Here is a 19,486-nt window from a genome sequence, read left to right as displayed (position 1 = left end):
GGCTAAAGCCACGCAAGTTTTCCGTTCGTCTATAGGATCATTTGTATGGCAAAGGGCCACGTGCAGAACAGGGACCGGATCGAAGTTGCACGGCATCGAAGGGACTCGGTGCTCGCGTCCACAGTGAGAAGTGCAAGGAGTCGCAATGCCACTGCGTTTGACCATCACCAGTTATCACAAGCTGACCCCCGGACAACGTCCCGAGGTGGAGCTGGATCGTGGTGAGCTGAGGATTGGCCGCAGTGCCGAAAACGATTGGGTCCTCCCCGATCCCGAGCGCCTCGTCTCCAGCCAGCACTGCACCATCCAGTTCCGCGACGGCACCTATTACCTGACCGACACCAGCACCAACGGCGTGATGCTCGCGCAGTCGGGCGTGCGCCTTCGTCGTGGCAATAGCGAACCGCTGATGGATGGCGAGATCCTCAAGCTCGGCGAGTACGAGATTCTCGTCCAGGTGCAGGGCATGAGCATGCAGCCGGTAGGTGCCGCGCCGATCAGCACCGGCGGCGACCCGTTCAGCAGCTTCGACGCGCTGATGAGCCGCCAGTCGGGCGCCGCTTCCATTCCCGAGCCGCTGGCGCCACCGCCGGTCCCCATGGCCCACATCCAGGGCGGCGGTTCGCCCCTGGACACCAAGCCCGACCTGTTCGACTTCCTCAATCCGCCGCCGGCCGCTGCGCCGTCCATCCCGGATCACGTGCCCGCCGAGCGCCACGACTTCCGGCCGCCCACGCCGATCCCCAGCTTCGAGCCGACGCCGCCGCCCGCTGCCATTCCGGCGGTTGCGCCGGCCGCATTCGCCGAACCCGCCTGGGTCGCACCGGCCATCCCCGCTGACTGGGACCCCTTCGCCGACCTCGGCCTGAGCAGCCCCGCGCCACAGCACGCGCCGGCCGTTCCGGTGCCGATGCCCACTGCCGCCGCGCCGCTGGAGCCCGCGCCGGTGGCGGTCGAACTGCCGGCGGATTTCTTCAGCAATCCGCCCATCGGCCATGACGCCGCCGCGACCTCCATCCCCGCGCCCGTCGCCATTCCCCAGCCGCTCGCCCAACCGGCCATCGTGCCGACCCCGCCTCCTGTGGCCGCGGTCGCGCCGAATCCGATTCCCGCGCCGCCAGCGCTGACGCCCACCGCGCAGGCCACCCATGCCGCAGCGGTCTCGACGCCGGCTGCCGCGACGGCCCCGGCCCCGGCCGGTGAAGACGGTGCGCTGCTCGATGCCTTCCTGCGGGGCGCAGGCCTTGGCCAGCTGCGCATCGATCGTGCCGAGGCGGTGGCGCAGATGGAGTCCATCGGCCGTAGCTACCGCCTGATGGTGGAGGGGCTGGTGGACGTGCTGCGCGCCCGCTCCAGCCTCAAGGGCGAGTTCCGCATGGCGCAGACCATGATCCGGCCGGTGGAGAACAACCCGCTGAAGTTCGCCCCCAACGTCGACGAGGCGCTGCTGCTTCTCTTGCGCCACGGCAACGCCGCCTTCATGCCGCCGGACCAGGCCGTGGGCGAAAGCTTCGACGACCTCAAGGCCCACCAGCTGGCGGTGATGGCCGGCGTGCAGGCGGCCATCAAGCACATTCTCAAACGCTTCGAGCCTTCGGTGCTGGAAGCGCGGCTGAGCAAGCCCTCGGGGCTCTCGGCCTTGCTGCCGGGCTCCCGCCAGTCGCAGTACTGGGAGCTGTTCACCGACCTCTACGCGAGCATCTCGCGGGAGGCCGAAGACGACTTCCAGGACCTTTTCGGGCGCGAGTTCAGCCGCGCCTACGAGGAGCACAGCGCCAGACTTCGCGGGCACTGACCCGGCAACCCCCCTGGGTGCCCGGCAACCGGCCCCGCGGAACAACAGCAGTCATTGAGGACGAATCGAAATGCCAAGGATTCTACTGGTAGCCGTAGTAGCGCTTCTGGGCGCATGTGCTTCCGAGCCACCGCCACCACCGCCGCCCACCGTGGTGCAGCTGCACATCGAAGCCTCCAGCGACGTCAACCCGGGCCCGGGCGGGCAGGGCGCACCGGTGCGCGTGCGGGTCTTCGAACTCAAGAGCGCCACCGCCTTCAACCGTGCCGACTACTTCTCCCTGGTCGAACAGACCCAGGCCACCCTGTCCACCGACCTGGTGGCCCAGGACGAGCTGCTGGTCAAGCCCGGTGACAAGCAGATGCAGGAGCGCAAGCTCGATGACGCCACGCGCCAGTTCGGCATCGTGGTCGGCTATCGCGAGCTCGACAGCGCGGTCTGGCGCGATGTGATCACCGTGCCCCTGAACCAGACCAGCGCCTACAGCGTGAAATTCGGCGCCCACGCCATCAGCGTCTCGCCGGCTGCGGTCGCCGAGCCGGAAAAAAAATAGAAACGGAGAGTTCGTCCATGTCCTGGAACAACCGAGTGGTGTGGTCTGAGGGAATGTTCCTGCGCCCGCAGCACTTCCAGCAGCACGACCGCTACCTGGAGTCCCTGGTGGAAGGCCGCTGCCGCTCGCTGCAGGCCGGCGGCTGGGGCTTCTCCGAGCTGAAGATCGACGAGGCCCTGCTCACCCAGGGCAAGGTGGCCATCGTCTCGGCCCGTGGCGTGCTGCCCGACGGCACCCCCTTCGACATCCCCGGCGACGACGTGGCCCCGGTGCCGCTGGACGTCGAGGACGGCCTGCGCGACGGCATCATCTACCTGGCCCTGCCGCTCAAGCGCGCCGGTGCCCGTGACACGGTGGAGGAGGGCGAGGCCCTCGGCGGCGCGCGCTACCAGAGCAGCGTGCGTGAAGTGCGCGACGACAACGCCCCCTTCGAGAGCCGCGCCCCCGTCTCCATCGGCGGGCGCGCCCTGCGCCTGCTCACCGCCCGTGACGGCCTCGGCGAGTACGCCGCCGTCGGCGTGGTGCGGGTCGTGGAAAAGCGTGCCGACCGCTCCCTGGCCCTGGACGAGAGCTACATCCCGCCACTGCTGGACGTCGCCGCCTCGCAACCCCTGGCGGCCTTCCGCAGCGAGCTGCTGGGCCTGCTCCACCAGCGCGGCGAGGCCCTGGCCGGCCGCGTGGTCGCCTCCGGTGCCGGTGGCGCCTCGGAGATCGCCGACTTCCTCCTGCTGCAACTGGTCAACCGCGCCGAGCCCCTGGTCTCGCACCTGGCCAGCATCACCCCGCTGCACCCGGAATGGTTCTACCGCGAGGCGGTGAGCCTGGCCGGGGAGTTCTCCACCTTCTCCGCCAGCGGCCGTCGCCCGGCTGAGTTCCCGGCCTACGAGCACGACGACCTGGCCACCACCTTCGCCCCGGTCATGCTCGCCCTGCGCCAGGCCCTGTCGATGGTCATCGACAGCCGCGCCGTGCCCATCCCCATCGTCGAGAAGGCCTATGGCGTGCACGTGGCGATGCTGGCGGACAAGAGCCTGCTGGACAACTCGGCGTTCATCCTCGTGGTGCGCGCCGACGTGCCCGGCGAAGCCCTGCGCTCGCGCTTCCCGCAGCAGGCCAAGATCGGCTCCGTGGAGCACATCCGCGACCTGGTCAACCTGCAGCTGCCGGGCATCGCGCTGCTGCCGATGCCGGTGGCGCCGCGGCAGATCCCCTACCACGCGGGCAGCACCTACTTCGAACTCGACCGTGGCAGCGACCACTGGAAGCAGCTGGTGCATTCCGGCGGTTTCGCCTTCCACATCGCTGGCCAGTTCCCTGGCCTGAACCTGGCCTTCTGGGCCATCCGGAGTTAATTCGCGATGCATCCAATCGACGATCCCTTCGGCGGCCCGCCCGCCGGTGGCGGCAGCGGCGGCAACGGCAACAACGACCGCACCATGATCATGCCGCGCCCCGGTGGCCGCGCCCCGGACCCGGCCGCGCCGCGCTACGACGCGCCCACGCCGCCGCCCGCCGGCCCCGCGCCCACGGGCCCGATGCTCACCGCGCGCGGCCAGGGCCTCAACCCCCTGGAAGCCGCCGCCGGCCCGATGCTGGCGTTGCTCACCCGCCTGCGCAACACCATCGCCCACCCGATGCCCGCCAGCCTGCGCGCGCAACTGCTGGGCTACCTGCGTCAGTTCGAGGAGAAGGCCCGCGCCGCCGGCATCGCCCAGGACGAGGTGATGCTCAGCCGCTACGTGCTCTGCACCGCGCTCGACGAAGCCGTGCTCAGCACCCCCTGGGGCAGCGGCAGCGACTGGAGCAAGCAGAGCCTGCTGATCACCCTGCACAACGAGGCCTGGGGCGGCGAGAAGGTCTTCCAGCTGCTCGACCACTGCCTGCAGAACCCGCGCCAGCGCCTCAACCTGCTGGAGCTCCTGTACCTGTGCATCAGCCTCGGGTTCGAAGGCCGCTACCGGGTCATGAACGACGGCCGCAGCCAGCTCGAAGCGCTGCGTGAGCGTGTCGCCGCGACCATCCGCAGCACCCACGGCGAGATCGAGCGCGAGCTGTCGCCGCACTGGCGCGGCCTGGTGGTGGCGCGTGATCGCCTGCGCCAGTTCCTGCCGCCCTGGGTGGCCGTGGCCATCGGTGCCGCGCTGCTCCTGGCGCTGCTGTTCGGCATGCGCCTGAAGCTGGCCGCCGAGGCCGAGCCGGTGTTCAAGAACCTGCATGCCCTGGGCGACGTCCCGGTGCAGACCATCGACCGTCCGCCGCAGCAGCCGAAGATCGTCGAGCGCCCGCGCCTGGCCGGCTTCCTCGCCGAGGAGATCCGCCAGCAGAAGGTGGCGGTGGAAGACGCCGTCGACCGCTCCGTGGTGACCATCCGCGGCGACCAGCTGTTCGCCTCCGGCAGCGCCACCATCGCCGACGATTTCCAGCCGCTGCTGCTGCGCATCGCCGAAGCCATCCGCAAGGTGAAAGGCAATGTGCTGGTCACCGGCCACAGCGACAACCGGCCCATCGCCACGCTGCGCTACCCGTCCAACTGGAAGCTGTCCCAGGACCGCGCCCAGCAGGTGATGGACGTGCTCGCGGCCAAGAGCGGCCAGCCCGAGCGCTTCCGCGCCGAGGGCCGCAGCGACACCGAGCCGGTCGCATCCAATGACACCGCCGACGGCCGTTCGCGCAACCGTCGGGTGGAGATCACAGTCTTTGCGGAGGGCGTCGAGTGAAGGCGTTTTTCAGTTTCCTCGCCCGCTGGGTGATACCGGTGCTGGGCCTGATCGCCCTCAGCCTGGTGATCTGGTTCGTCGGCCCGCTGATCGCCATCGGCGACGTCGAGCCCCTGGCTTCGGCCACCGTGCGCTGGGTGCTCATCATCCTGCTGTTCGCCGTGTGGATCGGCTGGCGCGTGCTGCGCATCATCCAGGCCCGGCGCAACGCCGCCAAGGTGATGCAGGGCCTGGTCGCCGTGGCCCCGGATGCCGCCAGCGTGGCCACCAGCGAAGAGCTGGCCACCCTCAAGCAGCGCATGGACGAGGCCCTGGTCCTGCTCAAGCGCGCCAAGCTCGGCGGCAACGAGCGACGCAACCTCTATGAGCTGCCCTGGTACGTGATCATCGGCCCGCCGGGTTCGGGCAAGACCACCGCGCTGGTCAACTCCGGCCTCAACTTCCCGCTCGCCGAACAGATGGGCAGCGGCGCCATCCGTGGCGTCGGCGGCACCCGCAACTGCGACTGGTGGTTCACCGACGAGGCCGTGCTGCTCGACACCGCTGGCCGCTACACCACCCAGGACAGCCACGCCCAGGTGGACAAGGCCGCCTGGCTGGGCTTCCTCGACCTTTTGAAGAACCAGCGCAAGCGCCGCCCCATCGACGGTGCCTTCGTGGCCATCAGCCTGTCCGACCTGCTGCTGGGCAGCGAGACCGAGCGTGCCGCACACGCCCGTGCCATCCGCGCCCGGGTGCAGGAGCTCTACGCCCAGCTCGGCGTGCGCTTCCCCATCTACGTGATGCTCACCAAGCTCGACCTGGTGCCGGGCTTCATGGAGTTCTTCGACTCGCTGAGCAAGGAAGACCGCGCCCAGGTCTGGGGCATGACCTTCGCCCTCGACGACGGCAAGAGCGCCGAGGGCCCGCTGTCGGTGTTCGGCAACGAGTTCGCCCTGCTCGAGCAGCGCCTCAACGAGCGCCTGGTGGAACGCCTGCAGCAGGAACGCGACCCCGCGCGGCGCGACCTGATCTACGGCTTCCCGCAGCAGTTCGCGGCTCTGCGCGATGCGCTGTCGAGCTTCCTCGACGGCGTGTTCAAGCCCAACCCCTATGAGGAGCGCGCGCTGCTGCGTGGCGTCTACTTCACCAGCGGCACCCAGGAAGGCAGCCCCATCGACCGCCTGATCGGCGCCATGGCGCAGAGCATGAACCTCGACCGCCAGCACCTGGCCCGCCAGACCGGCACCGGGCGCAGCTACTTCATCGAGCGGCTGTTCCGCGAAGTGGCCTTCGGCGAACGCGGCCTGGTCGGCGCCAACCCCAAGGTCGAGCGCCAGCGCAAATGGATGGCCCGCGGCGTGCTCGCCGCGACCGCGATCCTGGTCCTGGGCATCGCCGCCATCTGGTTCGCCAGCTTCAGCGCCAACCGCACCTACATCGCCGCCGTCGACGGCCGGGTCAAGCCGCTGCACGGCGAGCTGCAGGGCCTGAGCCCGGCGCAGCGCGACGTGCTCGCGGTGCTGCCGCTGCTCAACGCCATCCGCAACGTGTCCGGCGATGCGCCGAGCTGGGCGGAAGGCTACGGCCTCTACCAGGGCGACATGCTCGGTGCCGAAGGCGCCAGCGTGTACCGCAAGCTCCTGATCGCGGTGATGGCCCCCCGGGTCATGGCCCGTATCGAGGAACAGCTGCGCAGCGGCGGCTCCTCGGACTTCCTCTACGAGGGCCTGAAGGCCTACCTGATGCTCGCCGACCCGGAACACTACGACGGCGACTTCATCAAGGCCTGGGTCGCCCTGGACTGGGACCGCAGCCTGCCGCGCGACCTGGTGCCCGAACAGCGCCAGGCGCTCAACGAGCACCTGGCCGCGCTCTACGACCGGGCACCGCCGGCCGTGCGCCTGGACGACAACCTGGTGCAGGACACCCGTCGCCAGCTGCAGCAGCTGTCCATCGCCCAGCGTGTCTACGACCGCGTCAAGCGCCAGAAGCTGCCCCAGGGCCTGCCGGACTTCCGCATCAGCGACGCCGCCGGCCGCGACGCCGCCCTGGTGTTCTCGCGCAAGAGCGGCAAGGCGCTGAACGACCCGCTGTCGGGCTTCTTCACCCAGCGCGGCTACCGCGAAGTGTTCATGGTCTCCAGCCTGAGCCAGTCGGGCACCCTGGCCGAGGAGCAATGGGTGCTCGGCCGCACCATGGACGACACCCAGGACGCCGCCAGCCTGGCCCTGGAAGTGCGCCAGCTGTACTTCCAGGACTACCTGCGCCAATGGGATGCGCTGCTGGCCGACATCGACTTCGTCGCCATCACCAGCACCGCCCAGGCCGCCGACGTGCTGCGCGTGCTGTCCGGCCCGCAGTCGCCGCTGAAGAAGCTGCTCGAAGCCGTGGCCAAGGAGACCGACCTGCAGAAGGAAGAGCGCCTGGCCGCCGAGAAACTCAAGGGCACCAGCGACACCGTCGGCAAGCTCAAGGATCGCCTCGGCTCCCTGGTGGGGCAGGGCGACGACGCCCCGCAACAGCAGCAGGCGCCGAGCGAGGACCCGATCACCGCGCACTTCGCCGAGCTCAACAGCCTGGTGGCCAGGAACGACAACGAGCCGGCGGCCATCGACGGCCTGCTGGCGGACATGAACGCCCTCTACGTGCAGATCAGCGCCATGAGCGGTGCCAGCGGCGACGCCCTGCTGGGCGAGGCGAAGAACCAGGCCCAGGCCGCCGCCCAGCGCGTCAGCCTCGGTGCCGAACGCCAGCCGCCGCTGGTCCAGGGGCTGGTCAAGTCCGTGGTCAGCGCCACCACCAGCACCATGATGGGCGGCATCCGCAACCAGCTGAACGCCGCCTGGACGGCCGAAGTGGTCAACGTCTACCGCCAGTCCCTGGCCGGGCGCTACCCGCTGGACCGCAACAGCACGCGCGACGCCACCCTGGACGACTTCGGCGCCTTCTTCGGCGTCGGCGGGGTGATGGACAGTTACTTCCGCAAATACCTGCAGCCCTACGTCGACACCTCCGCCACCACCTGGCGCTGGCAGCCGGGCGCGGCGGAGAAGCTCGGCATCGGTTCCGGCGTGCTCGGCACCTTCCAGCGTGCCGCGCAGATCCGCGACGCCTTCTTCCGCTCCGGCAACACCACCCCCATGGTGCGCTTCGAACTGAAGGCGGTGGCCATGGATGCTGCCATCGACCAGTTCCAGCTCGACCTGGACGGCCAGCAGTTCAGCTACGACCACGGCCCCAGCCGGCCGGTGGCCATGCAGTGGCCGAGCCCCAACAGCCTGGGTGTGGTGCGCCTGACCATCTCGCCGCCGTCCTCCAGCGGTCGCTCGGGCCTCACCATGGAAGGCCCCTGGGCCTGGTTCCGCCTGCTCGACCAGTCGGACCTGACCCAGGGCAATGCACCGGACCGCTTCACCCTGCGCATGCGCGTGGACAACGCCAGCATCTCCAGCGAGCTGCGCGCCAGCAGTGCCTTCAACCCGTTCCGCAGCCGCGTGGTCACAGGTTTCGGCCTGCCGGAGCGCCTATGACGACGGCGGGCTTCTACGGCAAGCTCGCCAGCCGTGGCGACTTCATCCATCGCGGCCTGCCCCCGGCCTTCATCGAGGCCTGGGACCAGTGGCTGGCCGCCGGCATGGCGCAGAGCCAGGCCGAGCTGGGCGGCGCCTGGCTGGACGCCTACCTGGTGAGCCCGCTGTGGCGCTTCGCAATCGCCCCGAACCTGTTGGGGAGCGAAGCCGTGGCCGGCGTGGTGATGCCCAGCATCGACCGCGTCGGCCGTTATTTCCCGTTGACCATCGCGGTGCTGCTGGACGAGCGCAGCAACCTCGGCGCCATCGTCGGTGGTGCCGATGACTGGTTCGATCGCGCCGAGTCGCTGCTGCTCTCCACCCTGGAGCCGGAGGCCGATTTCGACGCCTTCGAGGCCGGGGTGCAGGGGCTGGGCTCGCCGCTGGTGAGCCCGCGCCACGACGCGCGTCTCAGCGAGGTCGGTGCATTGCGTTACGCGGTGCAGGGCAGCGAGTCGCGACAGGCGGTACTGGCGCAGATCGCCAGCGACGGCTGCAGTTTCTGGTGGGGGCGTGGTTCAGAGCGTGTAGCGGCCGAGCTGGTGAGATTCCAGGGCTTGCCGCCGACGCGGTTTTTCAGCCGCTTCCTGGTGGGCGAGGGCGCCGTCGAGCAGCCCGCCGGCATCGGGCAGATCGATTTCGGGAGCCTGTGATGCCACTGCCTCCGGTTGCGCAATACCGATCAGCCAGCCACAGCCACGTCGGCATGGTCCGCCAGGTCAACGAAGACGCCTGCCTCGACGCCGGTGACTACGGCCTCTGGGTGGTCGCCGACGGCATGGGCGGCCATGCCGCCGGTGACTACGTCAGCAACCTGATCGTCGATACCCTTCGCGGCGTGCAGTACGGCGACGGGCTCGATGCCTATGTCGACGCCCTGCGCGCGGCGCTGATACACGTCAACACCCTGGTGCGCGCGGAAACCCGCCAGCGCGGGGTGAGCACCATGGGCAGCACGGTCGTCGTGCTGGCGGCGCGGGGCAGCGAGGGGACCTGCCTGTGGGCCGGCGACAGCCGCCTGTACCGCCTGCGCGAGGGCAAGCTGGAACCCATCAGCCGCGACCACAGCTACGTGCAGGAACTGGTGGACAGCCACCTGCTCAACGAGGCCGAGGCCAAGGTGCACCCGATGGCCAACATCGTCACCCGCGCGGTGGGGGTGCAGGACGATCTGGAACTGGAAGAAACGAGGTTCGTGGTGCTGCCCGGCGACAGCTTCCTGCTGTGCAGCGACGGTCTGAACAAGACCGCGGAGGACCACGAGCTGTGTGAAGTGCTGGGCCACGAGGACCCCTATCAGGTGGTTCGCAGCCTGGTGCATCTGGGCTTGACCCGGGGCGCGCCGGACAACATCACGGCGGTAGTCGTCAAAGCATCCTGAAAAAGAAAAAAAGACCAGCATGGACATAGAAATTCCGGGGTATGAAATCGAACGCGAGCTGGGCGACGGCGCGATGGCCGTGGTCTACCTGGCCACCCAGCGTTCGCTGGAGCGCAAGGTCGCGCTGAAGGTGATGGCCGCGGCGCTCGCCGCCGACGCCAGCTTCTGCGAACGCTTCCTGCGCGAGGGCAAGACCCTGGCGCGGCTGTCGCACCCGCACACCGTCACCATCCACGACATCGGCAACGTCGGCAGCCTGTACTACATGGCCATGGAGTACCTGCCCAACGGCACGCTGAAGGAGCGCATCAGCGCCGGCCTCAGCCCCGAGCAGGGCCTGGTATGGCTGCGCCAGATCGCCTCGGCACTGGGCTACGCCCATGCCCAGGGCCTGGTGCACCGTGACGTCAAGCCGGCCAACATCCTGTTCCGTGCCGACGGGGGCGCGGTGCTCTCGGACTTCGGCATCGCCAAGGCGCTGGACGACCGCACCCAGTTCACCCAGGCCGGCTTCGCCGTCGGCACCCCCAGTTACATGAGCCCCGAGCAGGCGCGCGGCCTGGAGATCGACGGCCGCGCCGACCTCTACGCCCTGGGCGTGGTGCTCTACGAAATCCTCACCGGCAAGCTGCCCTATGTCGGCTCGGACTCGCTGTCCACCGCCCTGGCGCACCTCACCGAACCGCTGCCGGAGCTGCCCATCGCCCAGGGCCGCTACCAGGAGATCCTCACCCGCCTGCTGGCCAAGGACCCCAAGGACCGCTACCCGGACGCCGCCGCGCTGATCGCGGCCCTCGACCGCCTGCCGAGCCTGCCCGCGGCGGCCCCGGCCGACGACGATGGCGCCACCCAGTTCCGCCCCCTCGGCCTGCCGCCGACCCCGCCGGCCGCGCAGACCGGCAGCGGCATGACCGGGCTGACCCCGGTCTCGGTGACCATGCCGCCGCTGGACGCCCCCGCGCCGCCGACCCAGGTCACGCCGCCGGCGACACCGCCGGCCACGCCGCCCAAGGCTGGCAAGGCCAAGCGCGCCTCGGTGCTCGACACCGAGCTCAGCGCCGCCGCCGGCCAGCCCACAAGCGGCCCCAACCGCGCGCCGCTGATCGCCGCCGCCGGCCTGGCCGTGCTCGGCCTCGCCGGCCTCGGGGGGGCGCCTACTGGTGGCTCAACCAGTCGCCGGCCAAGCCCGACGCCGCCCAGGTCGACGGTGGCCAGGTGGAAGGCGGTGCCGGCGGCACCACGCCGGATGAAGGCGGCAAGAACGTCGACACCGGCGGCCAGGTGGCCACGCCCGTGGGCAACCAGGACGGTGGCAGCCGCCCGCTGATCATGGCCGGCAAGAAGACCCTGTTCGAACGCGTGCTGAGCAAGCCCGGGGCACGTTTCGCCAGCGCGCCCGGTGCCCAGGCCGACGGTGCGCCGGTGCCGGCCTTCTCGGTGTTCTACGTGTACGCGCGCAAGGTCGTGGGCGGCACGCCCTGGGTCGAAGTGGGCGCCTCCAGCGACGGCCATCGCGATGGCTGGCTGCCCCTGGACAAGCTCAGCGACTGGAAGCAGAGCCTGGTGCTGAAGTTCACCGAACGCTCCGGCCGCTCGCCGGTGATGTTCCTGCGTGACCCGGAGCAGGTGGAGCTGTACCTCGCCGATTCCAACAAGGCGCGCAACGCCGTGCACCAGGCCCAGTTCGGCGACAGCACCGACCCGGAGATCGTCGCCATAGAGCCGGCCGCCAGTGCCATTCCCCAGGACCAGTTCTACCTGCTGCCGATCTTCGATTCGCGCGAGAGCTTCGACGCCAGCGGCCAGCCGGTGCAACTGCTCAACGTCGCCTCCATCGACCCGGGCGACACGCCCCAGGTGAAGGGCGAGGGCAGCGCGCCGGCGGCGAAGACCGATGCCTTCCGCACCGCCATCGTGCTGGTGGTGGACACCTCGGTGTCCATGCAGCCCTACATCGACCGCGTACGCGAGGTGGTGCACGAACTGCACAACCAGATCGCCGCCCGTGGCGAACTGGACAGCGTCAGCTTCGGCATGGTCGGTTTCCGCAGCAACACCGACAAGACGCCGGGCCTGGAGTACACCGCCAAGACCCTGGTGAGCCTGGACGAGGGGCGCAATCCGGACCAGTTCCTGCAACTGGCGCAGCAGATCAAGGCCACCAGCGTCTCCAGCCACGACTTCAACGAGGACGCCTTCGCCGGCGTCATGGAAGCGGTCGACGGCATGGACTGGAGCGGCTACGGCGGGCGCCTGATCCTGCTGGTCAGCGATGCCGGCGCGATCCGCAAGAACGACCCCCTGGGCCGTACCCAGATGAACGAGGCCGAGGTGCGCGAGGCGGCGCTGCGCAAGCAGATCAAGATCTACGCCCTGCACCTGAAGACCGATGCAGGCAAGAAGAACCACGGCTTCGCCGAGCAGCAGTACCGCAGCCTCACCGCCGACGCCAACCCGCAGATCGGCGACCTGTACATCCCGGTCGCCGGTGGCGACGTGAAGAAGTTCGGCGACAGCGTCAGCGAGATCGGCAACGTCTTCGCCGACCTGGTGCACAAGGTACGCAGCGACGCGACGCTGGAGGCGCCGGTGGCAGGCAACAGCATCGCCGCCAAGACAGCCGCCATCGGCTATGCGATGCACATGGACTTCCTCGGCCACAAGTCCCAGGCCCGCGCGCCGCAGCTGGTCACCGCCTGGACCTCCGACCGCGACCTGACCAACCCGCAGCTGCCGGCCTTCCAGGTCTGCGTGCTGTTGACCAAGCTGCAGCTCAACGACCTGCAGCAGTCGCTGAAAGTGATCGTCGACGCCGCACGGCGTACCCAGAGCTCGCCCAAGGACTTCTTCCAGGAGATCGCCAGCGCCAGTGCGCACATGGCCCGCGACCCCTCGAAGCTGGCCCGTGGCAGCAACCTGGCCGAGAGCGGCATCCTCGGCGAATACCTGGAAGGGCTGCCGTACCGCAGCAAGTCGCTGAACATGAACCAGGACCTGTGGCTGTCGCTGTCGGTGGCCGAGCAGGAGGACTTCATCGACGAGCTGGAGTCCAAGATCCGCCTCTACGAGACCTTCCACAACGACACCGCCAACTGGGTGCGCTTCGGCGACGCGGCGCCCGGCGACGCCCTCTACCGCGTGCCGCTGTCGACGCTGCCCTGATGCTCAGGCTTCGTGACCTGCGCAAGACGCGGGGGCAGGGCGCCCAGCGCTACAGCCTGGAAATCCCCAGGCTGGACCTGCGCGCCGGGCAGCGCCTGGCCCTGGTCGGCCCCAGCGGCAGCGGCAAGAGCACGGTGCTCGACCTGCTGGCGCTGATCCTCTCGCCGGACGCCGGCGGGGTGATGGAATACGAGCTGGACGGCCGCGTGCGCGACGTCGCCGCGCTGTGGAAGCAGGGGTGCAACGATGAGCTGGCGGCCCTGCGTGGTCGCGGCATCGGCTACGTGCTGCAGACCGGGGGCCTGCTGGGCTACCTCGACGTGGCCGGTAACATCGGCCTGTCCCGCGCGCTGCTGGGCATGCCGGACGACGACACGGTGCGCCACCTGGCCACCCACCTGGAAATCGCCGATCAGTTGGGCAAGCGCCCTTCGGCACTCTCGGTGGGGCAGCGCCAGCGCGTCGGCATCGCCCGCGCTCTGGCCCACCGGCCACGCCTGCTGCTGGCCGACGAACCCACTGCGTCCCTCGACCCGATCAACGCGGAGCGGGTGATGCAACTGCTGGTGGAGCAGGCCCGGCTCCATGACCTGTGCCTGGTGGTGGCGACCCACGACCAGGCCCTGGCCGCCCGCGCCGGGCTGGCCCCCTTGCCCCTGGCGCTGCAGCGTGGCGTCGATGGTGGCGTCACCGCCACCCTCGCGGAGGCCGGCTGATGCGCAAGGGCCTGCTCGTCGCACTGGCCTGGCACGACTACCGCAACGAGGCGCGGCTCTCGGCCTGCGCGGTGCTCGCGCTGGTCGCCGTTGTCGCCCCGCTGCTGGTGTTGTTCGGCCTCAAGCACGGCCTGGTCAGTACCCTCACCGAACGCCTGGAGCGCGACCCCGCCGTGCGCGAGGTGATTCCCCTGGGCGGCGCCCGCTACAACCTCGAGGGCATCGCCGAACTCGCCGCGCGCCCCGAGGTGGCCTTCGTGGTGCCGCGTACCCGGCAGATCGCCGCCACCGTCGACCTGCACGCTGACGGCGGCAGCCAGCCGCTGACCGTGGAGATGGTCCCCACCGCCGAGGGCGACCCGCTGGTGCCACCTGCGCAACTGCCCCAGGGCCGCGACGAAGTGGTGCTCAGCCAGCGCGCCGCCGAGCGTCTTGGAGTGAAGGCGGGCGACGAACTCACCGCGGCGTTCGGCCGCTCCGTATCCGGCATCCCCGAGTACCAGCGCACCCGTCTGAAGGTGAAGGCCGTGCTGCCCCTGGAGGTCTTCCAGCGCCAGGCCCTGTTCGCCCGCCTGGACCTGCTGGAGGCGGTGGAGGACTACCGCGACGGCCTGGCCGTGGAGCGCTTCGGCTGGCCGGGCCGCGAAGCCGCCAGCGGTGCGCGGGCACGGGTCTACCCCGGCTTCCGCCTCTATGCGCGCGACCTGGACGCGGTGGAGGCGCTGCGCCTGCATTTCGCCGGCCGCGACCAGGAGGTCGCCACCCAGGCCGAGGCCATCGCCCAGGTGCGCTCGCTCAGCCGCAACCTGACCCTGGTGTTCTGGATCATCGCCGGGCTGGCCCTGGCCGGCGCCTTCGCCGCGATGGCCGCCAGCACCCTGGCGGCGGTGGAGCGCAAGCGCCGCGAACTCTCGGTGCTGCGCCTGCTGGGCTTCTCCACCGCCGCGCTGGTCTTCTTCGTGGTGCTGCAGGCGCTCTACACCGGCACCTTCAGCCTGGCCCTGGCGGGCGTGCTGTACCTCATCGCCGAGGCCGGGCTCAACCAATTGTTCCAGTCGGCGGCGGGCGAATATGCCTGCCGCCTGCTGTTCTCCCATTACCTGCTGGCGTTGCTGGCGACCCTGGCCTGCAGTGCGCTGGCCGCGGCGACCGGTGGCTGGCGCGCGGCCCGAATCGAAGCTTCGGAAGGACTACGTGATGTTTAAGTTGCTGACAGTCGCATTCTCACTGTCCCTGGCGGTGGCCACGGCGCACGCCGAGCCGAACCCGTTGTACAACCCCAAGCCGCTGCCGGACGACGTCAGCCTGCCGCTGCCCTGCGAGGGCGAGATGGTGTTCCGCTACGTCTACGTGCTGGCCAAGGGCACCCTGGACGATCGTGAAGTGAGCCTCGGCTACCCCTTCAGCGAGGGCGAGACCGGCTACCAGCAGTCGTTCATCTCCGGCTACCGCCGCGACTTCATCAACGGCCAGTTCACCCTCTCGGACCTGTCCAGGGACTGGCAGTCCAAGCTTTCCGCCAGCCTGCCGAAGCCGGAGAAGGGCACGCCGCTCAAGCCGATGCTGTACTTCGTCGGCAAGTACGAAGTGACCCAGCGCCAGTACGACCTGGTGATGGCCCAGGCCGCGTCCCTGGCCGGCCAGGGCGAGCCGCCCGCCTGTGAGCCGGCTCCGGCGGGCATGGCCGCGCGGCTGCCCAAGGTCAAGCTGTCGCGCTTCGAGGCCGAGCGCTTCGGTGCGGTGTACAGCGCCTGGCTGCTGAAGAACCATCGCGACCTGCTGCCCATCAGCGGGCGGGGTGGCAAGGCCGAGGACGGCGGCGTCGGTTTCGTGCGCCTGCCCACGGAAGTGGAATGGGAATTCGCCGCCCGCGGCGCCCACGCGGTGAGCCGCCAGGAGCTGGAGGCGCGGCTGTTCCCGCGCAAGCAGGAGGGCGCCGAGGGTGACGGCCCGCTGGGTGATTGGGCGGTATACAACCAGGTCGCTGGCGGCACCGGACAGGCGGCGCGCCTGCTGCCCATCGGCCTGAAGAAGCCCAACCCCATCGGCCTGTTCGACGTCATCGGCAACGCCGCCGAGATGGTCCAGGAATCCTTCCAGCTGGTGCACGCCGGGCGTCGCCAGGGCACCTACGGCGGCTTCGTGGTCAAGGGTGGGAACTACCTGGAAGGGGAGATGACCCTGTTCACCGGCATGCGCCGCGAGTACCCGCTGTTCGCCGCCGATGGCACCGAGCAGCAGAACGAGACCACGGGCTTTCGCGTCGCCATCGGTGCGTTGTCGGCACCGCGCTCGCGCTACAAGGACCTGTTCGAGCAATGGAAGGCCGAGGGTCGTGCCTCCTCGCTCACCGACGAGATCGCCGACGACCAGGACCCGACCCAACTGCTCGACAGCATCATCGCCAGCAGCGCCGACCCCGAGCTGCAGGGGCGCCTGGCGCTGGTCAACGAGGAGCTCAAGCGCAACATCTCGCTGATCGCCAAGCAGCGCGAGGAGGCGGCCGGCAACCTGATCCAGTCCGCCGCGCTGGTGGCCGAGACGATCAACAACTACAACATCCGCCTGACCAACCTGAAGAAGAGCCGCGACCAGGCCAAGGCGGCCAAGGACGAGGCCTCGGCCAAGCTCTACGAGAGTGCGATGGCCAACGGCAAGACGGCACTCGACGGCGCCGTGGCGATCTATATTGACAACCTGGCGACCGGGACCCGCTATACCGACGCGGTGATCCAGGCGCAGTTCCAGCGGACCAAGGAAGAACTCAACCGCAACCCGGTACTGGGCAAGAGTCTCGTGACGCGCGCCACGCTTTTCGTCAAGCATGTGGGCGAGTATCGTCAGCAGCGCAGGGCGGATCCGGAGGTGATTCTGAAAGAACTGCTCGGCCCCTGAGGCCGGGCGACAAGGACGGCGCTTCGGTGGCTTCCGTGAAGCCTTAATGGATTTGCAGGTCGTTGAGAAACGTAGGCGAGGCCGCGATGGCAACGCAGGCGTTCCCAATGGCCTGTTAGACAACCTCAAGAACGAGAGCAATGACCATGGCAACCCCACGCAACATTCCCGCATTTTCCGCAGTACGCACCGCACTGTTCACCGCCGTCACCTGCACCAGCGTGCTGCTCACCGGCTGCGCCGGGATGGGCTCGCCCAGTTCCAAGGTCGCGGCCAGCACCAAGGCCGAGTACTACCCGCAGTGCTACCAGCCGGTCAGCCAGCTGCGCGCTTCCGACCAGGCGATGACCCAGTCGGTCGCCACCGGCGCCATCGCCGGCGGTGTGATCGGTGCCCTGGCGGGCGGCCTTTCCGGCGGTGACCACGCCGGCCGCAACGCGCTGATCGGTGCGGCGGGCGGTGCCCTGGTGGGCGGTGCGGCGGGTTACTACAGCGCTCGCCAGCAGCAGATCGCCGACGACAACGCGCGCATCGCCTCCTACGCCAGCGACATCGATCGCAGCAGCGGCGAGATCGACCGCAGCATCAAGTACGCCAGCGCCGCGCAGAACTGCTACCAGCGCGAGTTCGCCAACCTGCAGGCTTCGCGCAAGGCCAAGACCGTGAGCGAGACCGAAGGCCGCCTGCGCCTGGCCGAGATCGTCAGCGGCCTGAACGAGACCAATGCACTGATGGCGGCCGTCGACGGCCGCGCCGGCGAGAACATCAACACCTACACCCAGGCCTACGAAAAGGACCTGCAGACCGTCGGTGTCGAGCGCAAGGACGTGAGCCAGGTCGTCGCCGCCGAGACTCCGGTCACCCCGACCACCACCAAGACCTCGACCAAGACCACCACCAAGACCACCACGCCGCCGAAGAAGACCACCACCACTGCCAAGGCGGTACCGAAGGAAGCGGTGAGCACCGAGCGCACCCTGCAACAGGCCGAGGCCAAGCGCGCCGAGAGCCAGAAGGTCGCCAGCCGCGGCCAGACCATGGTCAGCGACGTGTGCAACAGCCCCGACATGGGTGACTGGGCCCCGGCCAGCTGCGCCTCCAAGGCCTGACCCCCTCGGCGGGCCCCACCGGGCCCGCCGCCTGTATCACCCGCCCGCCCGGGCGGGTGATTGCCTTTCAGCGATACTCCTTCCCGCCGTTTCCTCGTACCCGCTGTTGGTGCTGCGCGCCGTACCTGCGACAGCGTCGAGTGGGCCCCCGCGTGCGCGAGGGTGACGGTGCAGGCGATGGCGTTCATGCAATTTCTGCCTGCCGGGTATCGACAATCGCCGGTCCCGGCAGGGTGCCCGGGCCGGCTCAATGGCCCTGCAGTGTGCTGGTGAAACGCTGGATGGTGTCGACCACCCGCTGGGCGCCGTCCTGGATGCTCTGGATGGCCCGGCCCGCCTCGTGGGCCAGTTGCACGCCCTGATCCACCTTTTCGCAGCTCTCGCGCATGCTGCTGACGGCGTCCTGGGCCAGCTCGTGGTTGCGTTTGACCACTTCGATGATCTCCTCGGTGGCCCGCGCGGTGCGGGCAGCGAGGTTGCGCACCTCGTCCGCCACCACCGCGAACCCCCGGCCCTGCTCGCCGGCACGGGCGGCCTCGATGGCGGCGTTGAGGGCCAGCAGGTTGGTCTGGTCGGCGATGCCACGGATGGACTGCACGATACTGTTGATCACGTCCGACTGCTGGCTCACCGCACCGATGCGCTCGGCAGCGTGGTTCAGTTCCCCGGCGATGCCCTGGACCAGCGCCACGGTACGGTTCACCACCTCCGCGCCGCCCTGTGCATCGGCGTCGGTCTGCCGCGCGGTTTCGTACGCCACATGGGCGGCTTCGGACTCTGCCTGCTGCTCAAGCACCTCGGCGGTTATGTCGGAGGCGAACTTGACGATCTTGTACAGCGTGCCGCGGGTGTCGAAGACCGGGTTGTAGCTGGCCTCGAGCCAGATCACGTCGCCGTGGCGATTGCGTCGTTCGAAGCGCCCGCTGAAGTACTCCCCCCGATTCAATTGCTGCCAGAACTGCTGGTACTGCACGGAGCCCGCTTCTTCTCGAGAGCAGAAAGTCCGGTGGTGCTGCCCGATTACCTCCTGCTTGCGGTAGCCCATCACCGCGAGGAAATTCTCGTTGGCCTCCACCACTTCGCCGGCCGGATTGAACTCGATGACCGCCATGGAGCGATTGAGGGCGTTGATGATCGCGTCCTCCTCATGCTCATGCAGGAGGTTGGCGCTGATGTCGGTGGCCAGCTTGATCACCTTGGTCACCCGCCCGGCGGCATCGCGTACCGGGTTGTAGGTGGCCTCCAGCCACACGTCGCGCCCCTGTTTGTCCAGCCGCAGGAAACGCTCGCGGATGAACTCGCCCTGGGCCAGCCGCTCCCAGAAGCGCCGGTATTCGGCGCTGGCGGCCATGGCCGGTTCGCAGAACAGGCGGTGGTGCCGGCCGATGATTTCGTCTGGGCGATAGCCCATGGTGCCGAGGAAGTTGTCGTTGGCCTTGACGATGGTGCCGTCGGGCAGGAACTCGATGATGGCCTGGGAGCGGTCAAACGCCTCCAGGAGCGCGCGGGCCTCTGTGAGTTCCCCTTGGCACCGGGCCAGTTCGTTTTTCAGGGCAGCGCTGAACAGGATCATCTCGTGTTGCTCCTTGCTTGGCGGCGGGCCTGTG

12 protein-coding genes and 1 pseudogene are annotated in these 19,486 nt (G+C 69.1%); 12 read left to right on the top strand and 1 reads right to left on the bottom strand.

Going from position 1 to position 19,486, the window contains the following annotated elements:
- Positions 1-145: 145 nt before the first annotated feature.
- The 12 genes and pseudogenes from tagH (at position 146) to tagQ (ending at position 17,879) form a co-directional block, all read left to right on the top strand.
- Positions 146-1,795, top strand: coding sequence for a type VI secretion system-associated FHA domain protein TagH (tagH, locus tag PHLH3_RS16295; RefSeq protein ID WP_213624931.1), 1,650 nt, complete (start codon positions 146-148; stop codon positions 1,793-1,795).
- Positions 1,796-1,865: 70 nt separating this feature from the next.
- Positions 1,866-2,348 (top strand): type VI secretion system lipoprotein TssJ, encoded by a 483-nt coding sequence (gene tssJ / locus PHLH3_RS16290; protein WP_213624930.1) that lies wholly within the window; start codon positions 1,866-1,868, stop codon positions 2,346-2,348.
- Between the two features lie 17 nt (positions 2,349-2,365).
- Positions 2,366-3,700 carry a type VI secretion system baseplate subunit TssK gene (gene tssK, locus PHLH3_RS16285; RefSeq protein WP_213624929.1) on the top strand — a complete coding sequence of 445 codons (1,335 nt, stop codon included), beginning with the start codon at positions 2,366-2,368 and terminating at the stop codon, positions 3,698-3,700.
- 6 nt (positions 3,701-3,706) lie between these two features.
- On the top strand, positions 3,707-5,065 hold the full coding sequence (locus tag PHLH3_RS16280) for a DotU family type VI secretion system protein (protein ID WP_213624928.1): 1,359 nt from the start codon (positions 3,707-3,709) through the stop codon (positions 5,063-5,065).
- Positions 5,062-8,577 carry a type VI secretion system membrane subunit TssM gene (gene tssM / locus PHLH3_RS16275; protein WP_213624927.1) on the top strand — a complete coding sequence of 1,172 codons (3,516 nt, stop codon included), beginning with the start codon at positions 5,062-5,064 and terminating at the stop codon, positions 8,575-8,577. The genes PHLH3_RS16280 and tssM overlap by 4 nt, the downstream gene beginning before the upstream one ends.
- Positions 8,574-9,269, top strand: a complete 696-nt coding sequence (gene tagF, locus PHLH3_RS16270; RefSeq protein WP_213624926.1) for a type VI secretion system-associated protein TagF — start codon at positions 8,574-8,576, stop codon at positions 9,267-9,269. Before tssM ends, tagF begins: the two co-directional genes overlap by 4 nt.
- Positions 9,269-9,997: a protein phosphatase 2C domain-containing protein gene (locus PHLH3_RS16265; RefSeq protein WP_213624925.1), complete on the top strand. Its 729-nt coding sequence runs from the start codon at positions 9,269-9,271 to the stop codon at positions 9,995-9,997. The genes tagF and PHLH3_RS16265 overlap by 1 nt, the downstream gene beginning before the upstream one ends.
- Before the next feature lie 19 nt (positions 9,998-10,016).
- Positions 10,017-13,159 (top strand): annotated as a pseudogene (locus PHLH3_RS16260) (serine/threonine-protein kinase).
- Entirely contained in the window at positions 13,159-13,875 is a 717-nt protein-coding gene (locus PHLH3_RS16255; RefSeq protein WP_280527432.1) for an ABC transporter ATP-binding protein, read from the top strand. Before PHLH3_RS16260 ends, PHLH3_RS16255 begins: the two are co-directional and overlap by 1 nt.
- Positions 13,875-15,080, top strand: coding sequence for an FtsX-like permease family protein (locus PHLH3_RS16250; RefSeq protein ID WP_213624924.1), 1,206 nt, complete (start codon positions 13,875-13,877; stop codon positions 15,078-15,080). Before PHLH3_RS16255 ends, PHLH3_RS16250 begins: the two co-directional genes overlap by 1 nt.
- Positions 15,073-16,770 carry an SUMF1/EgtB/PvdO family nonheme iron enzyme gene (locus PHLH3_RS16245; RefSeq protein ID WP_213624923.1) on the top strand — a complete coding sequence of 566 codons (1,698 nt, stop codon included), beginning with the start codon at positions 15,073-15,075 and terminating at the stop codon, positions 16,768-16,770. The genes PHLH3_RS16250 and PHLH3_RS16245 overlap by 8 nt, the downstream gene beginning before the upstream one ends.
- Positions 16,771-16,916: 146 nt before the next feature.
- Positions 16,917-17,879: a type VI secretion system-associated lipoprotein TagQ gene (tagQ, locus tag PHLH3_RS16240; RefSeq protein WP_213624922.1), complete on the top strand. Its 963-nt coding sequence runs from the start codon at positions 16,917-16,919 to the stop codon at positions 17,877-17,879.
- A 247-nt stretch (positions 17,880-18,126) separates the two neighbouring features.
- Here the strand turns inward: tagQ and PHLH3_RS30680 are convergent, their stop codons facing one another.
- Positions 18,127-19,452 (bottom strand): PAS domain-containing methyl-accepting chemotaxis protein, encoded by a 1,326-nt coding sequence (locus PHLH3_RS30680; RefSeq protein ID WP_213624921.1) that lies wholly within the window; start codon positions 19,450-19,452, stop codon positions 18,127-18,129.
- Between the last annotated feature and the right edge of the window lie 34 nt (positions 19,453-19,486).

This window comes from Pseudomonas sp. Pc102, from assembly GCF_018408275.1.
Lineage (GTDB): Bacteria > Pseudomonadota > Gammaproteobacteria > Pseudomonadales > Pseudomonadaceae > Metapseudomonas > Metapseudomonas tohonis.
The sequence above is the reverse complement of the archived record's forward strand: the minus strand, read 5'-3'. Positions and strand labels throughout refer to the sequence as shown.

Coding starts and splice junctions, on each gene's coding strand:
- tagH (WP_213624931.1), top strand. CDS start 146: ATGCCACTGCGTTTGACCATCACCAGTTATCACAAGCTGACCCCCGGA.
- tssJ (WP_213624930.1), top strand. CDS start 1,866: ATGCCAAGGATTCTACTGGTAGCCGTAGTAGCGCTTCTGGGCGCATGT.
- tssK (WP_213624929.1), top strand. CDS start 2,366: ATGTCCTGGAACAACCGAGTGGTGTGGTCTGAGGGAATGTTCCTGCGC.
- PHLH3_RS16280 (WP_213624928.1), top strand. CDS start 3,707: ATGCATCCAATCGACGATCCCTTCGGCGGCCCGCCCGCCGGTGGCGGC.
- tagF (WP_213624926.1), top strand. CDS start 8,574: ATGACGACGGCGGGCTTCTACGGCAAGCTCGCCAGCCGTGGCGACTTC.
- PHLH3_RS16265 (WP_213624925.1), top strand. CDS start 9,269: ATGCCACTGCCTCCGGTTGCGCAATACCGATCAGCCAGCCACAGCCAC.
- PHLH3_RS16255 (WP_280527432.1), top strand. CDS start 13,159: ATGCTCAGGCTTCGTGACCTGCGCAAGACGCGGGGGCAGGGCGCCCAG.
- PHLH3_RS16250 (WP_213624924.1), top strand. CDS start 13,875: ATGCGCAAGGGCCTGCTCGTCGCACTGGCCTGGCACGACTACCGCAAC.
- PHLH3_RS16245 (WP_213624923.1), top strand. CDS start 15,073: ATGTTTAAGTTGCTGACAGTCGCATTCTCACTGTCCCTGGCGGTGGCC.
- tagQ (WP_213624922.1), top strand. CDS start 16,917: ATGGCAACCCCACGCAACATTCCCGCATTTTCCGCAGTACGCACCGCA.
- PHLH3_RS30680 (WP_213624921.1), bottom strand. CDS start 19,452: ATGATCCTGTTCAGCGCTGCCCTGAAAAACGAACTGGCCCGGTGCCAA.